Below are 18,430 nucleotides of genomic sequence, written 5' to 3'. Positions count from 1 at the left end.
ACACAATGCGGCCCTATGATCGCGGGCATGGGACTCGCGGTGACTGTCGGCAACCCGTGCATCGGCTACGACGAGGAGGGGGAGGAGCACTACCGGCGGCAGTTCGCGGGGCTCGCCGCCGCGCTCGCCGCGGAGGGGCATGCGTGGACGCCGCCGGACGGGGCGCCGCCGACCGGGCTGGCCCGGCCGTATGTGGGCAGTTTCCCTTACTCGTGCCTGCACTACCTGCGGCGGGCGTATGCGCTGCACGTCGAGGGGCAGCCGGTGACGCCGGTCGTCGACGGCGATCTCAAGGACGCGGACGGGTTCGTCGACGACGCCGCGTCGATGCTCGACTCGCACCTGCTGTGCCACTCCGACTGTGAAGGCTTCTACGTCCCGGTGCCGATCGCGGATCCCGTCTTCCTCGATGAGGGCCCGGGCGGCGGCATGGTCGGCTCCAGCCACGGCCTGCTCGACGAGCTGCGCCGGGTCGCCCCGCGGATCGGCGTCCGGCTCGACGAGGACGGCTCGCTGAGCGACGCGGAGGCCGACCGGCTCGGCGCCGAGGGCGACCCGTTCGAGACCGAACAGATGGTGTGGCTGACGCTGCACGAGGCGTGCCGCGTCAGCATCGCGTCCGGCCACCCGATCGTGTTCCACTGACACACTGACACTGACTCACGCCGGGACCCGGCGCACGACCCGCAGCAGGTACGTGGCGCGGTCGAGCGGGTTGTGGTCGGTCCGGGCGCGGGCCGGCGGCGGGCCCGGCACAGGTTCGTAGCGGTCGAACGCGGACTCCAGCACGCCTTCGCCGCGGGTCAGGCCGGGCAGCCGGACCTGCAGCTCGTGCACCGCGGCCGCCGGGATGCCGCCCTCCAGGACGCAGGTCGCGCCGTGCGTGACGGTGCTCGACGGCACCGCGTGCAGGCGGGACAGGACGGGCAGCAGCGCGCCGAGCTGGTCGGCCGGGGCCTCGAGGTGGAAGCGGTGCACCGGCCCGTGCACCACGGTGCCGGCGCTCCGCAGCGCGGCCATGAGGACCAGCGGGGTGAGGCTGCGGAAGTCGTGCCCGGTGCTCGACATGCTCTTGTCGAACTGCTGATGGGCGTGGCTCTGCCGGGGCCAGTACCCGGAGCGGGTCATCGTGACCGTGCAGTCGGCGACCTGCCAGCCGTGCAGACCCTGCTGGAGCGTGGCGGTGACGGTCTCCTGCACCGCGGTGAAGAACGCCGCCGGCATCGCGCCCGCCTCGACCTCCAGCCGGAACGTGACGCCGGCACCCGGTGGCGCCGGTTCGACGCGTAGGCCGATCGTGGCGAGGAACGGGTTGCCGTCCTTCTGCCCGATCTCCACTGCCTCGCCGGTGCCGGCGGGCCGCTCCACGCAGATCGTCGTGGTGTCCCGGAAGGTGACGTCGATGCCGTACTCCTCGGCGAGGGTCGCCTGGATGACCTCCTTCTGGACCTCGCCGTACAGCGACACCGACGTCTCGCCGCGCACGTCGTCGTGGCGGACGTCGATGAGCGGGTCCTGCTCGGCGAGCTGGGTGAGCGCCGTGTACAGCGCGCCGCGGTCACCGGCACGCACCGGCGCGACGACCGATTCCAGGCTCGGCGGCGCGAAGTGGTGTGCCGCCGTCCCGTGCGGCTCGCCGATGCGGTCGCCGATGCGTGCGGCGCCGAGGCCCCACACCTTGCCGATCCGTCCGGCCGTGAGGGCCCCTGACTCGGCCGCGCCGCCGTCGTCGAACACGGCGATGCCGGTGATCTTCTGTTCTCCGTTCGGCAGGTGTACGCGTTCCCGGGCGCGGATGGTGCCCGCGAACATCCGCACGTATGCGATCTTCTCCCCGGCTGGGCCGCGTTCCACCTTGAAGACGCTGGCGGACGCCGCCGCGTCGAGGTCGCCCTCGGCCGCGGGCAGGTGCGTCACGATGCCGGCGGTGAGCGCGTCGAGGCCGGCGCCGGTGACCGCCGAGCCGAAGTAGACGGGGTGGACCTCGGACCGGCGGGTCTGCGTGGTCAGCGCGTGCAGGACGTGTTCGCGCGGCACCGCCGTACCGTCGACGAATGCCGACAACAGGTCGTCGTCGTGCTCCGCGAGGACGTCGAGCGGCGGCGGCGCCGGCACGAAGTCCGCCGCCCTGGTGCCCAGCCCGGCCGGGGCGCCCATCGGCACGATCGCCGGGGTGAGCCGCCGGGCGAGCTCGCGCAGGACGGCGTCGCCGCGCGCGCCGCCACGGTCGATCTTGTTGACGAAGACGATCGTGGGGATCCGAAGCCGGCGCAGGGTCCGCATGAGGATGCGGGTCTGCGCCTGGACGCCCTCGACCGCGGACACGACGAGCACCGCGCCGTCGAGGACGTGCAGGACGCGCTCGACCTCGGCGATGAAGTCCGGGTGGCCGGGCGTGTCGATGAGGTTGACGGTGACGTCGCCGACGGTGAACGACACCACCGCCGACTTGATGGTGATGCCGCGCCGACGCTCCAGCGCGAGCGTGTCGGTCTGCGTGTTGCCGTCGTCGACGGAGCCGGGCTCGTCGATGACGCCGGCGGCGTGCAGGAGCCGCTCGGTGAGGCTGGTCTTACCGGCGTCGACGTGCGCCAGGATGCCGAGATTCAGGATGCGCAAGGGGCGTCAGGTCCTCGAGATAGGCGGTGATGGCCATCTGGGTGAACACAGACGCAGCTCGCATCCCTGACTCCTTCGCTCTCGGATCTACCTCCACCCTCGCCCGGTCACGGTGTCGCCGCAACCGGTTTAGCTCAATCCAGCGGGGCGTACCACTGGGCGCCGGTGAGCAGGATGCGGGTGGACTGCTTGCGGTTCCACTCGACGCGCATGCCGTGCTTGCGCAGCACCGGGAAGACCAGGTCGTCCAGGAAGCGCTCCAGGTCCGCCTTGTACGAGGCCTCCTGCTCGGCCTTCGGCAGGGCCTCGTAGGCGTCCTCGTCGAAGTCCTCGGGCGGGTAGGCGCCGTAGCCGAGGTAGACCGAGCCGTTGGCGCTGGCGGCGAGGGATTCGGCGTCCTGCTGGTGGTACCAGAGGAAGCCGTGCCAGTGCCGGGAGTCGTCCCGCTCGTCGTCGATCTCGCCGGACGCGCAGGTGCCGCAGCAGCTGAAGTTCTCCCGCGCGACGACGCCGAGCTGGTTGAGCTCGGTGAACGCGGCGGTCAGGTTGCTCTGTACGGGACCCCACTGCCGTTGCTGGTCCAGCCGTGCCCAGACGGCCCGCTCGTAGGCGGCGACGAGCTGCTCGTCGGTGAGGCCCGCGCGCTGCTCGTCGTCGTCGAAGTAGTCGACGAACCTGGCGGCGTCGTCGCGGCCCTGCACGATCCAGGACCAGATCTCGTCCTCGATCTCGCTGCGCTCGGGTTCGGCAACCTCGTCGGGCAGGAACCGGACGCCGGAGGGGCGGTCGTTGTAGGCCCATTCGCTCATGCGGACGATCATGACACGCCGCCGCACATTGACATGGATGAGTCTAGACGGCGCGTGACGGAGGCGTTACAGTCCGACCGTTAACATTCCTAACAGTAGATGAGGTGGGTATGGGCACCAAGGCACGGCTCGCGACCGCGGTCACCCTCAGCGCACTGCTCACGGCGGGCGCGCTGGCCGCCACCGCCGGAGCGGCGAGCGCCGCCCCGACCGACTGCACCGTCACGTACGGGTCCAACTGGGCGCAGAGCCTGTGCACCGGCGGTACCGGCGAACACCGCGTCTCGATGCTGCAGCAGCACTTCATGCCCGGCGCCGGCGGCATCATCTGCCAGGGCAACTGGGCGCCGGTGGGTGCCGTGTCCTACACCAGCTGCGCGAGCCACACCATCGTGCGCGTCTGGGTCGACACCCGCTGACCTACCCGAACGACGGTGCCTGGGCGCGGTCGGGCTCGATGAGCAGCACCACCCGGTCGCTGCGCAGCGGGTAGGGCGCGCCCGTGTACTTGACGGCGATGCGGTCGATCACCCGCCATGCGTCGTCGCCGTCGAGGACCTCCGTGACGCGGCCGCGGATCAGCGCGGTCGCGTACGGCTGGGCGTGGTCGATGATGGAGATGGCGACCCGCGGGTCCCGGGCGACGTTGCGGGCCTTGCGTGACCCCGGCCCGGTGAGGACGGCGAGCTGGTCGCCCTCCCGGTCGATCCAGACCGGCACCGAGTGCGGCGAGCCGTCGGGCAGCAGCGTCGCGATGTGGGCGTAGTTGACGTCCTCGACCAGGCGGGCGACGTCGGCGTCGAGCTCAGGCATGGTGGTCTCCGTCTTCGTTGTCGTATTCGTCGTGTGGGCGCAGCCAGCCCATGGTCTCGGTCTGCGGCCAGCCGGGCGGCGAGTCCTCCCAGGCCTCCTGCCGCCCGAACGGCGTGAGGTCGAGCAGGTTGAAGTCCAGGCGCAGCCGATCGACGCCGCGGCCGGTGGTCGCGTAGGTACGGAACACCTCGTCCCCGTCGCGGAGCAGGACACTGAGGGCGAAACCCTCGATGCCCAGGTCGGCGTGGAAGTCGTTGCCGTGGCTGGAGTACCACGGGACCGTCCACTCCATCCTGCGCCGGACCGGCTCGATCTCCGACTGTGGCGCGCGGGCCATGAGGATGAGCCTGGTATTGCGGGCGGCGAGGTGTGCCTGCGCGTGCGGGGCGAGGTTGTCGGTGAACGTGCTGCAGCCGGTGCACAGCCAGTCCTGGCCGGGCGCCAGCATGAAGTGGTAGACGACGAGCTGCCGCCGGCCGGCGAACAGGTCGGTCAGGCCCACCTCGGTGCCGTCCGGCGCGGCGAACCGGTACTGCGTGCCGAGGCGCACCATCGGCAGCCGCCGGCGCTCGGCGGCGAGCCGGTCGAGGGCGCGGGTGAGCTCCTTCTCCTTGACCAGCAGCGCGTCGCGCGCTGATTGCCACTCCGCCGGAGTGACGACCGCGGGCAGGGGCATGACGACCTCCCTCAGTAGGTTCCCTGAGGAAACTCTATCGCACAGAGTCTCCTGAGGGAACCTATAGTGGTGGAATGCAGCGCACCCAGTTCGCCGGCATGGCGTGCTCCATCGCCCGCACCCTCGACGTGATCGGCGAGCCGTGGTCGCCGCTGATCCTGCGCGACGTGTACGTCGGCATCAACCGCTTCGACCAGCTGCACGACGACCTCGGCATCTCCCGCAAGGTCCTCACGCAGCGCCTCGCCTGGCTCGTCGAGCAGGACGTGCTGGCCCGCCGGCAGTACTCCGACCGCCCGCCCCGGCACGAGTACGTGCTGACCACGAAGGGCCAGGAGCTGTGCGACCTGCTGCTCGTCATGGTCGGCTGGGGCGACCGCTGGACCGCCGGCGACGCCGGCCCCCCGGTCCTGTACCGCCACCACGCCTGCGGCGAGATCGCCCACGCCGAACTGCACTGCTCCCACTGCGGCACCCCGATGCGGGCCACCGACGTCGACGTCCTCCCAGGCCCGGGCGCAGCCCGGTGACCCGCCCCGCGCGTCCGGTCAGCCGATCCAGAGGCCGGTCAGGCCGTCGGCGCGCGGCGCGGTGACCTGGACATCCTCGCCCGCGAAGAGCTCCAGCTCGACGACCAGCCCGCTGCCGACGTGCAGCACGACGCTGACGTCGCCCCCGCCGGACGCCGACACGGCGAAGTAGTCGTCGCGCCCGTTGGCGCTCAACCGGGCGACCGCGGCCGCGGGAACCGGCGGTCCGTCGCTGCGCAGCCCTACCGACCCGCAGCCACACCGGCAGGTGGAGACCACGCGCGCCGTCGCGACCTGCTCGCCGAGCTCAGCGACGCCGGCGAACTCCACCAGCCGAGCCACCAGGGCGCGCTCCGCCTCGGTGAGCGCCCTCGGCTGCGGCAGCTCGACAAGCTCCGGGACCGGCTCCATCACCACAGCACGGTAACGCCGGCCCGGTCATGTGCGCCTACTGATTAGAGGCACAACGCGGCGCTGCGGTAGCAGTCGATGATCGCCGAGCCCTTGTGGGTCTGGTCGACGACCATGATCTCGACGTTGGTGATGCCGCCGGGGGTCGTGCTGGCGTCCAGGGTGAAGGTGCCGATCGTGAACCACTTGCCCGTGGTCCCACCGCAGTAGCTGCCGTTGCCGGTCACGGGTGCGTACCTGTAGTCGATCAACGTGCTTCCCTGGTAGCCCTCCGCCCGGAAGTAGCCGCACTCGCCGGCGTTGGCGTAGAACTTGACCGAGGTGAGGGTGACGGACCGGTTGCCCCAGTTCATGCCCCCGATCGCCTCGACACCGATCTTGCCGGCGCCGTTCGCGTGCACGGACGCGGCCGTGAAGCTGCTCGGGGCCGCGCTGGCGGCGGAGCCCGACCCGAGGACGGCGGCGGCGACGACGCAGATCGCGATACCTGCCTGCAGGATCCGTCCTCTGAACATTTCGGGCTCCTTCGGCTCTCCGCATGGCATTCGGCACCATTCGGTCGAGACCACCCTACATAGACCGCCGACGACTTCCGTGGACCGGTCAGCCGCGGCGTGGCTGCCCGCCTTCGGGTTTCACGACCCGGTCACCGACCTCGAGCTGGCTCCACAGGTCCCGGTCGACCTTGACGTCCACGTGTGTCCCGTCGTCGAGCCGGACCTTCAAGCGCCGGTAGAGGTTGGAGCCGTCGAGCAGCCCGCGCGACTTCTTCGCGACGGTCCCGCTCCACGCGTTCTCGTTCGTCCTCATCGAATTCCCCCTCGTGAACGACCACTTCGCAGCGGTCATGCGTCAACCGTACGAATTCGCGGGACCGGGCACACCCGTCTCGAGACGGGTCTTGCGTCTACGACTTCAGGATGAGAGCCGACAGCGGGACCAGCCCGCGCGGGCGCGGCCGCGGGTAACGTACGGCGGCATGGGGGACGGTTACACGGCGCGCTTCTCGCGGCGCTGGCGGGTCGCCGCCGCCGTGGGCGCCGTCGTCGTGTCGGCGCCGCTGCTCACGCCCGCACCGCTGGTCGTGACCGGGGCCGCCGGGCGGACCGTGACGGTGCTGCTCGTACTCGCCCAGGCCGCCGGGTTCTGGTGGCTCGGGGTCCGGCACCGGCTCGGGACCGCCGTCGTGCTCGCGGCCGCCGCCGGGCTGCAGGTGCTGTACCCCGGCGCGGGGCCGGGCCTCGCGTTCGTCGCGGTGTGCACGTACGCGTGGCTGCGACCCGCCACCGAGACGCTCTGGGGGCTGGGCCTCGCGGTGCTCGCCGCCTGCGGCCCGGCCGTCGCGCGCGGGCGCTGGACGATGGCCGGGCTGTGGCTCGGCGGCGTCGTGCTCGCCTGGAGCTGGGGCGCGCTGGTGCGGGCCCGCGGCGCGCGGCGGCTCGCCGAGCGGCGGCAGGCTGTGCTCGAGGAACGGGCCCGGATCGCGCGTGAGCTGCACGACGTGCTCTCCCACACCGTGTCGGTCATGGTCGTGCAGGCGGCCGCGGCCGGCGACGTGTTCGACGTCGACCCGGCGCGGGCCCGCGAGGCGCTGCGGCGCACCGAACAGGCCGGCCGGGAGGCCCTCGCCGAGCTGCGCTGGTTCCTGCGCTCCGTCCGGGCCGACGACGATGGCGACGCCGGGGCGCAGGCGGCGCCGCAGCCGGGCCTCGGCGACGTCGAGCGGCTCGCCGCGACGGTGAGCGCCGCCGGGCTGCCGGTGACGGTACACAGGGAGGACACCGACGCCGTGGACGTGCCGCTGGCCGTGCAGCTGTCGGCGTACCGGATCATCCAGGAGGCGCTCACCAACGCGCTCCGGCACGCCGGCGCGGGCAAGGCCGAGGTGGTGATCCGCAGCGGACCTTCCGAGGTGTCCGTCGAGGTCCGCGACGACGGCCGCGGCGGCTCCGGTGCCGGCACCGGGCAGGGCATCCCCGGCATGCGGGAGCGCGCCGCGCTGCTCGGCGGCACGCTGCGGGCCGGGCCGGCGCCCGGCGGCGGGTTCGAGGTGGCAGCGCGGCTGCCCACGAAGGAGCAGAACCGATGAGCACGGCGCAGCGGAGGTGACGACATGACCATCAGGGTGCTGATCGCCGATGACCAGGCGCTCGTGCGCTCCGGCTTCCGGATGATCCTCGAGGCCCGCGACGACCTCGAGGTGGTCGGCGAGGCCTCCGACGGCGAGCACGCGATCCGGCTGGTCGAGCAGACCCGGCCCGACGTGGTCCTCATGGACGTGCGGATGCCGGGCCTCGACGGCGTCGCGGCCACCGAGCGGCTGACCGGCCGGCCCGGCGCCCCACGGGTCATCATCCTCACCACGTACGACCTGGACGAGGCGCTGTACGCGGCGCTGCGGGCCGGCGCCAGCGGGTTCCTGCTCAAGGACGTCCGCCCGGCCGACCTGGTCGAGGCGATCCGGGTCGTGGCCCGCGGCGACGCCCTGCTGGCGCCGAGCGCGACCAGGCGGCTGCTGGACCGGTTCGCGGCCACCGACGTGACGCCACCCGCCGCGCACGGGGCGTTGGAGCAGCTCACCGACCGGGAGCGGGAGGTGCTGATGCTGCTGGCCCGCGGCGCCACCAACGCCGAGATCGCCGAGCGGCTGGTCGTGACCGAGGCGACGGTCAAGACCCACGTGTCGTCGATCCTGCGCAAGCTCGGCGTCCGCGACCGGGTCCAGGCCGTCGTGCTCGCCTACGACCTCGGACTGGTCCGGCCCCGGCCCTCCGCCTGAAGTCGTAGGCGCGGGACCAGTCGCCGGATGGAGGTGCGCCCGCCGCCGCGTTCCTAGCGTCGGTGCCATGATGACACCGCAGCAACGCCGGGCCGTTCGTGTCGTCGTCGGCCTGCTCGTCGCCGGTCTCGCGCTCGGTCTGGCCTTCGCGGCGCTGACCCTGCTCTTCCGCGGCGACGTCCTGGCGTACCAGGAGAGCCGGCACCCGCACGCGGACCCGGCCGAGCTCGCCCGCACCCTGTGGACGCGGCCGATCCCGATCCTCGTCGTCGCCGGACTGTACGTGTGGGTGGCCCGTCAGCTGCTGGCCGGCGCGCGCCGCGCCTACCGCCGGGTCCGCATCGTGTCGGTCCTGGGTTTCGTCGCAGTCGGCTGGCTGCTCGTGTCGGCCGAGTACCCGGCGTGGCTGCGCGTCGTGCAGGGTGTCCAGCTCGCCGTCCTCGCCGCCCTCATCGCCGCCGTCAACCGGCCGGTGGTCCGCGCCGCTTTCCCGCCGGTGCCCGACCCGCGCCCCCGCAACCGCCGCGCCGCGCTGCTGCTGGCCGTCCTCGCACCGGTCGCCGCCGAGGTCACGCTGGGCACGGTGCCGCTGCGGCTGGCCTGGGCCTGGCTGGTCTTCGCCCCCGTCTACAGCGCCGGCGCCCTGTTCGTGCGCGAGGTGGTCCGCCGTACGGGCGGCGGCTACCCGCACCTGCTGCTCATGGGCGTCGCGTACGGCCTGTTGGAGGAGGGCCTGGCCCTGCAGAGCCTGACCAGCCCGCACCTGTACCACGCCGCCGACTGGGCGCCGCGGCTGTTCGGCGTCAACACCGCGTACGCGGAGCTGAACCTCGTCTACCACGCGGTCTTCAGCATCGTGGTCCCGGTCGCGCTCACCGAGCTGTGCTTCGCCCGCCACGGCACGGCGCCCTACCTGCGCCGCGGCGGCGTCATCGCGGCCGGGGTCGTCACCCTCCTCGGCGCCGCGCTGCTGCGGGTCGCGGTGCCGCCGAGCGAGGATCCGGGGTACACCATGCCGCTGCCCGCAGTCGTGGGCGTCGCCGCCGCGATCGCCGTCCTGACGTTGCTCGCCCTGCGGGTGCGGGTCCGCCCGGCGCGCCCCGCCACGCCACCGCGGCCCGCCGTCCTGGGCGCCCTCACGGCGGTGGCGGCGCTGGTCTTCCTCGGCGCGATCTGGCCGTTCGCGGGAGCACGGCAGCCGCTGTTCACCCACGGCGCCTGGGCGCTGCTGCCGATGGCCGGCACGGCCGCCGTGGCCGCCGCCATGTTCGTCGCGCTGCGCCGCTGGTCCGCGGCCGGCGGCTGGACCTCCCACCACACCGTGGCGGCGTCCACCGGGGCACTCGCCGGGCACACCGTCTTCGGCCTGCTCGGCCACGCGGACACCCTGCCGGACCGCGTGTACCTCACCGTGGTCACGGCGCTCACCGTCATCGCCGGCGTCGCGGCCGCGAAGCGGCGGTGTGCGTGAAACGGCTGGTGTTCATTGCCGCCGGTGTGGATGATCGCCGGCATGGACGAACGCGGTGCCGGCTCGCTGCTGGTGTGGTTCAGCGCGACGGCGCGGTTCGCCCTGTACACGGAAGACGCCGGCTACTACCTGCCGAGCGTGTCGGTCTACACGTTCAAGGCCACTGATCACGCGGGCGCGCTTGTCCGAGCGCTGGAGCTCGGGCGCGCCGCGGAACAGGCCTACGTCAACGCGCACGGTGTCCGCGTCCGTGTCGTGCTGGTCGAGGTCGAGTCGGTCAACATGATCGGCGACGACCTCGACGGCGCCGAGGTGTTCTGGTGGCCCGGCGAAGAGCGAGACGCATCTCCCTACGCATGGGACCACACCTTCACGCCCGAACGTTCGACGCCGCACACCGCCCTGTAGGCAACCGATTCCGGTCTGAGCCGAAAGGACCCCATCAATGGTCAGCCAGCGCAAGCCGCCGACGGTAGTGAAGGCGCTGTTGTGCGGGCGGGCGCCGCTGGGTGACGAACGGTTCGTCGGGACCCTGCGAGGATGGTTCGAGACCACCCTCGCAGGCCCGGCGGGCTCGTTGTGGCAACGGCTGATCGCCCGGCCGGTCCAGCCGGGCGACGCCACCGGCTGGGGCGGTTCCCCGCCGAGCGACGTCACCGGCCCGCCGGAGCGGTACGTCGGCGAGCCGGGCGAGACCTGGGCGGAGTACGGCTTCATCCCGGAAGGGCATGAGGAAACCGTCGGCGTGCAGCCGTTCACCTTGGCGGGCTGGGCCGACTGCCTCGACAATGTCGGCGTCGCCACCGGCACTGCGGAGCTGAGCATCTTCAAGCTGCGCCGCCGGGCACACTTCGGCGCGCCAGGTTCCCCCGGTGTGTTCGTCTCCGCTGCGGTCCGTACCGGCGGAGACGGCGCATTGTGGTACAGGCTGACGTTGAGAATCCCAGCAGACCGGGCCGAGACCCTTCTGCCGGTGATCCGGGCGGCGGCACAGAGCGGCAACCCGACGTACGGCGAGATCTCCTATGCGGCCAGACTGCGGCAGTCGGCCCGCGAGGTCGCGCTCAACCAGGACGGCGAAGCAGGGCTGCTGTCCTCGGAGCGCTTCGCCCGCGGGTACTCATGGCTTACGGTGATCGCCCAGCACCTCGGTGAACGTCTGGGTGGCATCGAGGCGCTGCGTGACAGCGGGGCCTTCACCGAGGTCCAGGCGCTGCCCGACGGCGGGTTCTGGTTGCTCGCCACCGACCGGATAGCTGACTACGGACCGGATCAGGCAGGCCGCGTCTTCAGGGCGCTCCGACCGGTCCTCGATCTCACGAAGCGTCCTGAGGCCGAGCGATATTACGAGGAGCCGCGGTTGTTGGCGTCGGAGGATGTGGGCCTTCCGTCGTAGGCTCACGCGGTAGGCGACCGCTACTCGACCCGCGATGGTCGGCTGGCGGTGCGCCCCGCCATGGGCTCCATCGGACAGCGACTACTGACTCTCGATGTGACTGAAGGCCATTTGGACGGCGAGATGGCCGGCTGTTCGGAATGACCTTTCGCTGGAGTCGACCTTGTGCGCCACCAGGATTCGTAGCACGACGGTCACCGCCACCTCGGCTCCGGTCACCCGGTCTGCCAAGGCGTCGGACAGACCCTCGGCCAGCGCTGCGCGGTACCCGGACAGCGCTTCCGGGTTGTTGTAGCCCGGGTAGCGGACATCCTCGGCGACGGTGAACGCGAACCCGGGCGGGCCCGGCTCGAAATCCACGGTGACGTCGGCGAACACGCAGGTGCCGCCGGTCTGAGGGGAGTGCCGCACCCGGACACCACGGACCGGATGGGGCGGGAACCTCCGATCCATCACACAACGGTACTTCAGGACGGCTGAAGCACTCCGCGTCCACCACCCACGAGGCCAGCCACCAGACCGAGCCCGATATCGATGGCCGAACGCAGCATCGGCAACCTCGCCGGCCACTAACCCCACCGATAACTACACTCGCGCAGGTGCCGCTCGATCCCGCCCCCATCTTGCGCCCGAGCGTGCGGGTACTGCTCATCGACAACGCCGACCAGTTGCTGCTGTTCTCGGCAGGTGAGCGTGCCGACGGAACCCTTCGCTGGTTCACGGCCGGCGGCGGCGTGCACCCCGGTGAGAGCCATGAGCAGGCGGCACTGCGGGAGATTCGCGAGGAGACCGGTCTCACCGACGTAACGCTGGGCCGGGAGGTGTGGCGCGGACGACCGTGGACCACGGTCCGAAACGGCGTCACCTACGAAATCGAGCAGCGCTACTTCCTCGCCCGCGTCACAGCCTTCGAGATCGACACATCCGGCTTCGAGGACTTCGAGAGGGCTACCATCACCGGCCACCGGTGGTGGACCGTCTCAGAGTTGGCCGCGACGAACGACCCATTGCGGCCCGCCGGGCTCCCTCAGCTGTTTGCGCACCTGCTCAGCGACGGACCACCGGACGAGCCGATCATCGTATCCGGCTGATCCAACTACATGCCGCTGCCATACCAATCGGTTCAGCGGTACTTTCGACACGGGCACGACCCGCCCGACCTGGAGCGGCCCCGGCCGTTACAGTGACCGGCATGCGGTTCCTCATGGCCATCATGGTCGCGGCAGTGGTCCTGTTGTCGGGTGTGGCCTGCAGCGGTGACCCAGGCACCCCCGCGTCCAGCGCCGCCGCCCGGACCGGCGGCTCCCCGGGCCCGGAGTGCCGCGGCCTCAAGGACACCACCGAGCTGTACGTGCCGGCCTTCATCGAGGCCGACGGCAAGGCCCTCGCCGCCATCAAGCGGGGCGACAACGCCGCCGCCGCGGCGGCGGCCGCGGAGCAGGACGGCTTGGCGAAGGAGTGGGCGAAGCAGCTGCGCCCGCAGACCGCCATCGTTTCCGACCCTGGCCTCAAGGAGGCCCTGACCCGGCTCGTCGCCGCCCTGGAGCAGTTCTCCGCCGCGCGCGGCACGCCCAAGACCGGGGTGGTCGACGCCGCCGACGCCGCGAAGACCGCCCTGGACAAGGTCTGCGCCTGACCGGAAGTTGGGCGTGGGCGGGATCGCGGCGTGCTTGACGCGTGAAGCGACGCGAGCGCGTCGGCGAAGGTTGGGACGGCCCGTTCGGCTGGAGATGTGCGGTTCGCCGGCGATCTCGGCGTTGGAGCGGCCGGTCGCGACGAGTCTCGCGACGTCGCGTTCCCGTCCCGTGAGCACGTCGGCGGCGGGCCGGTCAGGCGCGGCGGGCGCCTCGGTGATCAGGTGCCGCAGCAGCCGTACCGTCACCTGGGGGCTGATCAGGGTGTCGCCGGCCATCGCCGCCCGGATCGCCTTGATCATCAGCGTCGGGCCGCACCGCCGCCGTACCGCCGAACGCGGGAACGCCGACCGGTTCGTCGGCACGGGTCAGGGCAGGCTACGGCGCAGGATGAAGTTGAGCCCGAAGTCCGTGTCGGTGGAGCGGACGTCGACGTAGCCGAGCCGGCGGTAGAAGTCGTGCGCTGAGATGCTCGCGCCGGTCTCCATGTGGTCGTGGCCGTCGGCCGCGGCCAGCGCCTCGATGTGGCGCATGAGCTGCCGTCCTATGCCACGACCGGCGACGCTCGGGTGCACGAACATGGTGTAGACCTTGTTGCCGTCGCGGGAGACCGTCCCGACGATCCCGTCCGCCTCAGCGACGTACATCTCCCGCTGCGTGGCGAGCTCCCTGACGCGGTGCTCGGTGAAGTGCCCGCACATCCGCTCGATGATCTCGATCGGATAGTCGCGACTGTTGACCTCACGGAGGCAGCGCTCGATGATCCCCGCTACAGCGGGCGCGTCGACGTCCCGGAGCCGCCTGATCGTCGCCATCGATCCATCATGCCTCCTCGCCGTCCCGCCCCGCGGAAGACCGCCGTCGCTGCGCGGCTGATGCGTGCGCCACCACGTAACTCAACCCGCCTCAGCGGCGGGCATTGAAAGCCGTTCGTCCAATCATCGGAGGGCGGGGAGCGGGGCTACATTCACTGGCAGGAGACAGATCACGCGGGAGGCGGCGTGCTGGTCAGCGACGTGATGTCAGCGTTTCCGGCGTACATCCGGCTCGGGGCCACCATCCGGCGGGCGGCGGAGCTGGTCAGCGTGTCGGAGGTCGGCCAGCTCATGGTGCTCGACCACGACGACCGGTTCGTCGGGTCGGTCGGTGAGGAGGAGCTCGTCCGCGCCATGCTGCCGAGCTTCGACGAGGTCGCCGGGGGAGGGGGCAGCCTCGACGACGCGTTCCGGCTGTTCCTGGAGAAGGGGCGGGCGCTGGCCGAGCGGATCGTCGACCCGCTCGTCGCGCGCGACACCGCCACCGTACGGCCCGGCGACGAGCTGGCCCGGGCGGCCGTGGTCATGGTCGACCGCGGGATCCGCCGCCTGCCCGTCGTGGACGGCGGGAAACTCGTCGGCACGCTGTCGCGGGCCGACCTCTGCCGTGCGGTGATCTACCATTCCTGACGTCCGGCTGGTCCTCGTCGACCGGCACACCGGGGAACGCGCCGAACGGGTGTGCGCGCTGCCGGCCACGCTCGGCCGCGACGGCAAGGTGGCCTCCGTGGTGCTCGACGACCGGGACGTGTCGCGGCGCCACGCCAGGCTGGAGGCGGCCGGCGACACGCTGCAGGTGACCGACCTGGGCAGCACCAACGGGACGTTCGCCGGTGAGGAGCGGGTGACCCGACGGGCGTTGGCCGCCGGTGAGGTGCTGCGCATCGGGCGGTTCCAGATCCACTGGCTCTTCATCGATCCTGAGGCGACGGCGTTCATCGACCCGGGCGAGCGGACGTCGCTCCGGCTGGTCGGCCCGCCCACGGTCCCCGCCAGAGCGGTCGTCGACAACGCCGAGGCGCACAACCGGCGGGTGGGGCACGAGCTGGACGGGTTCCTGTCCCTCGCGCACGGTTTCCTGCCGGTCGAGCCGCCGCTCACCGCTTTCCCCGAGTCGCACCGGGCCTGGGACGACATGACGGACCGGCTGCCGGAGCTGTTCCGCCGGCTGGCGCTGCGCCGGGCGTTCGACGCGCTGCCGGTGCTCGACGCGCGCCCCGAGGCGCTGCCGGACAGGTACCTGCTGCGGGCCTCGACAATGCTCGGGGTGTTCGCGCACGCATACCAGTACATGGCGGTCGACCCACCCAAGGCCCTGCCGGAGTCGTTGCTGCGGCCGTGGACGACGGTGTCGCGGCGGCTGGGCAAGGCGATGCCGGCCGTGTCGTACATCGACCTCTTCTTCTACAACTGGCGGCTGAAGGACCCGTCGGGCCCGCGGGCCCTGGACAACCTCGACCTGCTCGTCCCGACCTGGGACAACGCCGCCGAGCGGGTCTTCTACCTGGTCACCACCGAGTTCGCGATGGGTCTGACCCCGGTGCTGGGGGCGATGCTCGACGCGCAGGAGGCCGTGGTCGCCGACGACCCGGCCCGCCTGGAGCGCGCGCTGCTGGGCATGCTCGGCGGGCTGCGCCACGTCACCGAGGCCGTCTATCCGCAGATCGACCCGAACCCGCGCGGGCGGCACCCGCTCGACCAGGTGCTGTGGGCCAAGACGGTCGGCACCGCGGGCGTGCCGATCTTCGACGGCGCCCCGAGCCCCAGCGGCACCGCGCAGCCGCACTTCCACGCCATCGACGCGTTCCTGGAGCGGCGCGCCTACGGCTCGCTGGTCGGCCAGCAGAGCGTCTACCTGGCCGGGTTCTTCCCGCGGCACTGGCGCGAGCTGGTGGCGGCGCTGCGTGAGGTGTCCGTGCGGCAGTACGTCGAGCAGACCCGCAACCAGGCGCTGCGCGGCGTCTACAACGCGGTCCTCGACGCGTACGCCGGCGACCGGGGCTGGATGGGGCTGCACCGCATCAAGGCCTACGGCTTCCTCGAGGTGGCGTTCAAGGTCGGCCGTCAGGTCACGACCGGGGCCCGGTTCACGGGCCTGTTCAAGGACCGCACCTGGGACCGGGTCGACGCCGAGCTGGCCGTGGTCCGCGACGAGCGGCGCCCGCCGGTCGGGCCGCCGGTGGTGTTCGGCACCGCCCGCCGCGGCCGGGTCGTCACCGCCGAGCACGGCGCGTGGACCTGCTACCTGGAGCTCGACGTGACCGGCCAGGGCGTGCAGCACCAGCCCGGCGACCGCGTCGGCATCCTCGCCGAGCACGACGACGACCTCGTGACCCGCACGGTCGCCGCGCTGCAGGCCGGCGGCGACGAGCTGGTCCGGCTGACCCCGGCCTGGCAGGCGGCGGTGTCCGCCCGGGCCGGCTACGACATCGACGTCGACGTGCTGCCGCTGCGCACGCTGCTGCGCTTCGCCCAGCTGCGCCCGATCGGCCGCGGCGTGGCCAAGCGACTCGCCCGGCTGAGCGCCGTCGGCTCCTGGGGGCGGATCGTGGACGCCCGCATGGAGGACCAGTGGGAGCTCTGGGACGTGCTCAACCTGCTGCACGCCGGCGGCTGGGACGTCACCCGGCTCTGGAAGGCGGACCCGGGCGAGCCCGACGCGTTCTGCGCGGTGATCCCGCCGGAGCCGTTGCGGCTGTACTCCATCGCCTCCGCTCCGCCGCCCGGCGGCCCCGTCACCGCACTGCACCTGGTCGTCGGCGGACTGGAGTACGCCTCGGCCCGCACCCCGTGGTCGTACCCGCGGAACCGGCGCGGCGCCGCCTCCCACTTCCTGCGCCGGGCGAGCCTGGAAGGCCGGGCGAAGGTGTCGCTGCGCATCGTGCCTACGCCCCGGTTCCGGCTGCCGGCAGACCCGGCACGGCCGGTGCTCATGTTCGCGGCCGGCTCCGGCATCGCCCCGTTCCTCGCGTTCGTCGCCGCCCGCACCGGCGCCGTGCCCGACCGGCTCTACTGGGGCCTGCGGACCCCTTCGGAGTTCGTCGAACACGACGGGCTCGACGCGGCGGCCGCGGCCGGCCGGCTGCGGCTGCACGTCGCGTTCTCCCGCGCCGACGCCGCCGTCACCTTCGACGGACAGCGCCACGTCGCCGGGGACGGTGAGCGGCACCGGGTCGACGACGCCGTGCGGGCCGACGCCGAAGCACTCCAGGACCTCCTGCGCCCGGTGGACGAGGGCGGCGGCGGAGCGCACGTCTACATCTGCGGCAGCGCGGACTTCGCGGACGCCGTCGTGCGGGCGCTGACCGGCATCATGCCCGGCGACGGGCGGGAGTTCCTGCGCCGCCTCGTCGCCGAAGGGCGGCTCGGGGAGGACGTCTTCACCACGTACCTCGGCCACGCCCAGCAGGGCCCCCGCTTCGACGTGTCGGACCTCGCCCGGCGCAACACCCCGGAGGCCGGCTACTGGATGGCGATCGGCGGCGCCGTGTTCGACGTCGGCGAGTTCCTGCACCTGCACGTCGGCGGAGCGCACATCATCCGCAACCACGCCGGCCTCGACGCCACCGCCGCCTACCGCAAGGTGCTGCACCACACCCACGCCGAGATCGACGCGCAGCTCGCGATGTACCACATCGGCCACCTGCGCCGGCTGCGCTTCGGCTCCCGCTGGGGTGTCGTGCTGACCGAGGAAGGGCTGCGCTCGCTGCCCCTGGAGGAGCTCTTCCGGTCCTGGGTGCGTCTCGTGTACCTCGTCGTCGGCATGGAGAACGCGCTCAGCGCCGACTACGGCTTCACCACCGCGACCGCGACGGCCGGCGAGGACCCGGCCGAACTGACCCCGTTCAAGGCCCAGTACGTGCTCGAGGCGCACCGGCGGTTCCTCGTCAGCTACCTCGACGGGCTGCTGCAGGAGGACCTGCGGACCCTGTGGCGGCAGACGGTCGGCTTCTGCGACCCGGCCCAGGACGTCGGCGCGTACGACGACGCCCTGGCCGCCCTGTCCGGCACCACCCACGCCGCGCTGGTCCGTCACAGCGGCCCCGCGGTACGCGAGCTGCTGCTGACCGGCGAGGACCACCGGCGGGTCACGGCCCTGTGCTACACCTACGCCCACGCCGACGTCCAGCTGCTGCGCGACGTGAAGACCGCCCTGCTCACCGGCGTGCGGGCCTTCGAGACGCACGAGGCCGACGTCGTCGAGCACGCCGCGGCCGATCTGCTGGGGGCCGCCCGCGCGCCGCTGGACGTGATCGCGGCCTACTACCGGCGCCTGGCCGGCCAGACCCGCGGCCACGGCATCACCGCCGCCGCGCCGGTCGAGGAGACGATCCCACCCGACCGCGGCCTACCCGGCCACGGCGGCCCACCCCTCACCGTCGCCCCGGAAGCTCTGTGACCGCATCGGGGCACGCTTCGTCATCTGTCACGTGAGCAGCGGCGTCGGGTACCACGTCGGTACCCGACGCCGCTCGTG

At 72.2% G+C, this 18,430-nt stretch carries 21 protein-coding genes and 1 pseudogene; 12 read left to right on the top strand and 10 right to left on the bottom strand.

Translation table 11 applies throughout. The features are described 5' to 3' along the window. The first annotated feature begins 27 nt into the window (after positions 1-27). A complete protein-coding gene (locus tag ABZ321_RS29115) occupies positions 28-645 on the top strand; it encodes a hypothetical protein (RefSeq protein ID WP_354896993.1) in 618 nt (205 codons plus the stop codon). A 15-nt stretch (positions 646-660) separates the two neighbouring features. On the opposite strand, the gene ABZ321_RS29110 is transcribed toward ABZ321_RS29115, so the two are convergent. After that, positions 661-2,619: a translation factor GTPase family protein gene (locus tag ABZ321_RS29110; protein ID WP_354896990.1), complete on the bottom strand. Its 1,959-nt coding sequence runs from the start codon at positions 2,617-2,619 to the stop codon at positions 661-663. A gap of 134 nt (positions 2,620-2,753) precedes the next feature. Continuing rightward, a complete protein-coding gene (locus tag ABZ321_RS29105; protein ID WP_354896987.1) occupies positions 2,754-3,428 on the bottom strand; it encodes a hypothetical protein in 675 nt (224 codons plus the stop codon). Positions 3,429-3,538: 110 nt separating this feature from the next. On the opposite strand from ABZ321_RS29105, the gene ABZ321_RS29100 reads away from it, so the two are divergent. Continuing rightward, positions 3,539-3,847 carry a hypothetical protein gene (locus ABZ321_RS29100; RefSeq protein ID WP_344509997.1) on the top strand — a complete coding sequence of 103 codons (309 nt, stop codon included), beginning with the start codon at positions 3,539-3,541 and terminating at the stop codon, positions 3,845-3,847. Between the two features lies 1 nt (position 3,848). Here the strand turns inward: ABZ321_RS29100 and ABZ321_RS29095 are convergent, their stop codons facing one another. Further along, entirely contained in the window at positions 3,849-4,241 is a 393-nt protein-coding gene (locus ABZ321_RS29095; RefSeq protein WP_354896984.1) for a PPOX class F420-dependent oxidoreductase, read from the bottom strand. Then, entirely contained in the window at positions 4,234-4,917 is a 684-nt protein-coding gene (locus ABZ321_RS29090) for a DUF899 domain-containing protein (protein ID WP_354896981.1), read from the bottom strand. The genes ABZ321_RS29095 and ABZ321_RS29090 overlap by 8 nt, the downstream gene beginning before the upstream one ends. A gap of 74 nt (positions 4,918-4,991) precedes the next feature. On the opposite strand from ABZ321_RS29090, the gene ABZ321_RS29085 reads away from it, so the two are divergent. Continuing rightward, the gene (locus tag ABZ321_RS29085; RefSeq protein ID WP_344510003.1) at positions 4,992-5,447 is read left to right on the top strand and encodes a helix-turn-helix domain-containing protein; all 456 of its coding nucleotides are present in this window, start codon (positions 4,992-4,994) and stop codon (positions 5,445-5,447) included. A gap of 18 nt (positions 5,448-5,465) precedes the next feature. Here ABZ321_RS29085 and ABZ321_RS29080 read toward each other — a convergent pair whose 3' ends face one another. The 3 genes from ABZ321_RS29080 to ABZ321_RS29070 all read right to left on the bottom strand — a co-directional run bounded on the left by ABZ321_RS29080 (position 5,466) and on the right by ABZ321_RS29070 (position 6,668). Next, complete coding sequence (locus ABZ321_RS29080; protein ID WP_354896978.1) at positions 5,466-5,861, bottom strand: hypothetical protein; 396 nt, start codon at positions 5,859-5,861, stop codon at positions 5,466-5,468. Positions 5,862-5,902: 41 nt separating this feature from the next. Further along, on the bottom strand, positions 5,903-6,373 hold the full coding sequence (locus tag ABZ321_RS29075) for a hypothetical protein (RefSeq protein WP_344510006.1): 471 nt from the start codon (positions 6,371-6,373) through the stop codon (positions 5,903-5,905). An 88-nt stretch (positions 6,374-6,461) separates the two neighbouring features. Next, positions 6,462-6,668 (bottom strand): hypothetical protein, encoded by a 207-nt coding sequence (locus tag ABZ321_RS29070; protein ID WP_344510008.1) that lies wholly within the window; start codon positions 6,666-6,668, stop codon positions 6,462-6,464. A 169-nt stretch (positions 6,669-6,837) separates the two neighbouring features. Between ABZ321_RS29070 and ABZ321_RS29065 the strand changes: the two genes are divergently transcribed. The 5 genes from ABZ321_RS29065 to ABZ321_RS29045 all read left to right on the top strand — a co-directional run bounded on the left by ABZ321_RS29065 (position 6,838) and on the right by ABZ321_RS29045 (position 11,504). After that, positions 6,838-7,947, top strand: a complete 1,110-nt coding sequence (locus ABZ321_RS29065) for a histidine kinase (protein WP_354896975.1) — start codon at positions 6,838-6,840, stop codon at positions 7,945-7,947. 24 nt (positions 7,948-7,971) lie between these two features. Then, entirely contained in the window at positions 7,972-8,637 is a 666-nt protein-coding gene (locus tag ABZ321_RS29060; RefSeq protein ID WP_354896972.1) for a response regulator transcription factor, read from the top strand. 67 nt (positions 8,638-8,704) lie between these two features. Next, positions 8,705-10,108: a hypothetical protein gene (locus ABZ321_RS29055; RefSeq protein WP_354896969.1), complete on the top strand. Its 1,404-nt coding sequence runs from the start codon at positions 8,705-8,707 to the stop codon at positions 10,106-10,108. A gap of 42 nt (positions 10,109-10,150) precedes the next feature. Continuing rightward, entirely contained in the window at positions 10,151-10,516 is a 366-nt protein-coding gene (locus ABZ321_RS29050; protein ID WP_354896967.1) for a DUF4288 domain-containing protein, read from the top strand. Positions 10,517-10,553: 37 nt separating this feature from the next. Then, entirely contained in the window at positions 10,554-11,504 is a 951-nt protein-coding gene (locus tag ABZ321_RS29045) for a hypothetical protein (protein WP_354896965.1), read from the top strand. An 81-nt stretch (positions 11,505-11,585) separates the two neighbouring features. Here the strand turns inward: ABZ321_RS29045 and ABZ321_RS29040 are convergent, their stop codons facing one another. Next, a complete protein-coding gene (locus tag ABZ321_RS29040; RefSeq protein ID WP_344510020.1) occupies positions 11,586-11,957 on the bottom strand; it encodes a hypothetical protein in 372 nt (123 codons plus the stop codon). Positions 11,958-12,103: 146 nt separating this feature from the next. Between ABZ321_RS29040 and ABZ321_RS29035 the strand changes: the two genes are divergently transcribed. Next, the gene (locus ABZ321_RS29035; RefSeq protein ID WP_344510021.1) at positions 12,104-12,595 is read left to right on the top strand and encodes an NUDIX domain-containing protein; all 492 of its coding nucleotides are present in this window, start codon (positions 12,104-12,106) and stop codon (positions 12,593-12,595) included. Between the two features lie 101 nt (positions 12,596-12,696). Next, the gene (locus ABZ321_RS29030) at positions 12,697-13,140 is read left to right on the top strand and encodes a hypothetical protein (protein WP_354897043.1); all 444 of its coding nucleotides are present in this window, start codon (positions 12,697-12,699) and stop codon (positions 13,138-13,140) included. A gap of 93 nt (positions 13,141-13,233) precedes the next feature. On the opposite strand, the pseudogene ABZ321_RS29025 reads toward ABZ321_RS29030, so the two are convergent. After that, positions 13,234-13,416: pseudogene (locus tag ABZ321_RS29025) on the bottom strand (LuxR C-terminal-related transcriptional regulator); the annotation flags it as partial. A 90-nt stretch (positions 13,417-13,506) separates the two neighbouring features. Then, the gene (locus ABZ321_RS29020; RefSeq protein ID WP_354896961.1) at positions 13,507-13,953 is read right to left on the bottom strand and encodes a GNAT family N-acetyltransferase; all 447 of its coding nucleotides are present in this window, start codon (positions 13,951-13,953) and stop codon (positions 13,507-13,509) included. Positions 13,954-14,139: 186 nt separating this feature from the next. Between ABZ321_RS29020 and ABZ321_RS29015 the strand changes: the two genes are divergently transcribed. Then, a complete protein-coding gene (locus ABZ321_RS29015; RefSeq protein ID WP_344510026.1) occupies positions 14,140-14,583 on the top strand; it encodes a CBS domain-containing protein in 444 nt (147 codons plus the stop codon). A gap of 49 nt (positions 14,584-14,632) precedes the next feature. After that, on the top strand, positions 14,633-18,352 hold the full coding sequence (locus tag ABZ321_RS29010; protein ID WP_354896958.1) for an FHA domain-containing protein: 3,720 nt from the start codon (positions 14,633-14,635) through the stop codon (positions 18,350-18,352). Positions 18,353-18,430 lie beyond the last annotated feature (78 nt).

This window comes from Dactylosporangium sp. NPDC006015 (assembly GCF_040614215.1).
Taxonomy (GTDB): domain Bacteria; phylum Actinomycetota; class Actinomycetes; order Mycobacteriales; family Micromonosporaceae; genus Dactylosporangium; species Dactylosporangium maewongense.
This window is presented reverse-complemented; position numbering and strand designations above follow the sequence as displayed.

Excerpts from the sequence above, each read along its gene's own strand:
- ABZ321_RS29060 (WP_354896972.1), top strand. The coding sequence starts at position 7,972 with ATGACCATCAGGGTGCTGATCGCCGATGACCAGGCGCTCGTGCGCTCC.
- ABZ321_RS29115 (WP_354896993.1), top strand. The coding sequence starts at position 28 with ATGGGACTCGCGGTGACTGTCGGCAACCCGTGCATCGGCTACGACGAG.
- ABZ321_RS29085 (WP_344510003.1), top strand. The coding sequence starts at position 4,992 with ATGCAGCGCACCCAGTTCGCCGGCATGGCGTGCTCCATCGCCCGCACC.
- ABZ321_RS29030 (WP_354897043.1), top strand. The coding sequence starts at position 12,697 with ATGCGGTTCCTCATGGCCATCATGGTCGCGGCAGTGGTCCTGTTGTCG.
- ABZ321_RS29055 (WP_354896969.1), top strand. The coding sequence starts at position 8,705 with ATGATGACACCGCAGCAACGCCGGGCCGTTCGTGTCGTCGTCGGCCTG.
- ABZ321_RS29090 (WP_354896981.1), bottom strand. The coding sequence starts at position 4,917 with ATGCCCCTGCCCGCGGTCGTCACTCCGGCGGAGTGGCAATCAGCGCGC.
- ABZ321_RS29020 (WP_354896961.1), bottom strand. The coding sequence starts at position 13,953 with ATGGCGACGATCAGGCGGCTCCGGGACGTCGACGCGCCCGCTGTAGCG.
- ABZ321_RS29065 (WP_354896975.1), top strand. The coding sequence starts at position 6,838 with ATGGGGGACGGTTACACGGCGCGCTTCTCGCGGCGCTGGCGGGTCGCC.
- ABZ321_RS29075 (WP_344510006.1), bottom strand. The coding sequence starts at position 6,373 with ATGTTCAGAGGACGGATCCTGCAGGCAGGTATCGCGATCTGCGTCGTC.
- ABZ321_RS29070 (WP_344510008.1), bottom strand. The coding sequence starts at position 6,668 with ATGAGGACGAACGAGAACGCGTGGAGCGGGACCGTCGCGAAGAAGTCG.
- ABZ321_RS29045 (WP_354896965.1), top strand. The coding sequence starts at position 10,554 with ATGGTCAGCCAGCGCAAGCCGCCGACGGTAGTGAAGGCGCTGTTGTGC.
- ABZ321_RS29040 (WP_344510020.1), bottom strand. The coding sequence starts at position 11,957 with ATGGATCGGAGGTTCCCGCCCCATCCGGTCCGTGGTGTCCGGGTGCGG.
- ABZ321_RS29100 (WP_344509997.1), top strand. The coding sequence starts at position 3,539 with ATGGGCACCAAGGCACGGCTCGCGACCGCGGTCACCCTCAGCGCACTG.
- ABZ321_RS29105 (WP_354896987.1), bottom strand. The coding sequence starts at position 3,428 with ATGAGCGAATGGGCCTACAACGACCGCCCCTCCGGCGTCCGGTTCCTG.
- ABZ321_RS29050 (WP_354896967.1), top strand. The coding sequence starts at position 10,151 with ATGGACGAACGCGGTGCCGGCTCGCTGCTGGTGTGGTTCAGCGCGACG.
- ABZ321_RS29095 (WP_354896984.1), bottom strand. The coding sequence starts at position 4,241 with ATGCCTGAGCTCGACGCCGACGTCGCCCGCCTGGTCGAGGACGTCAAC.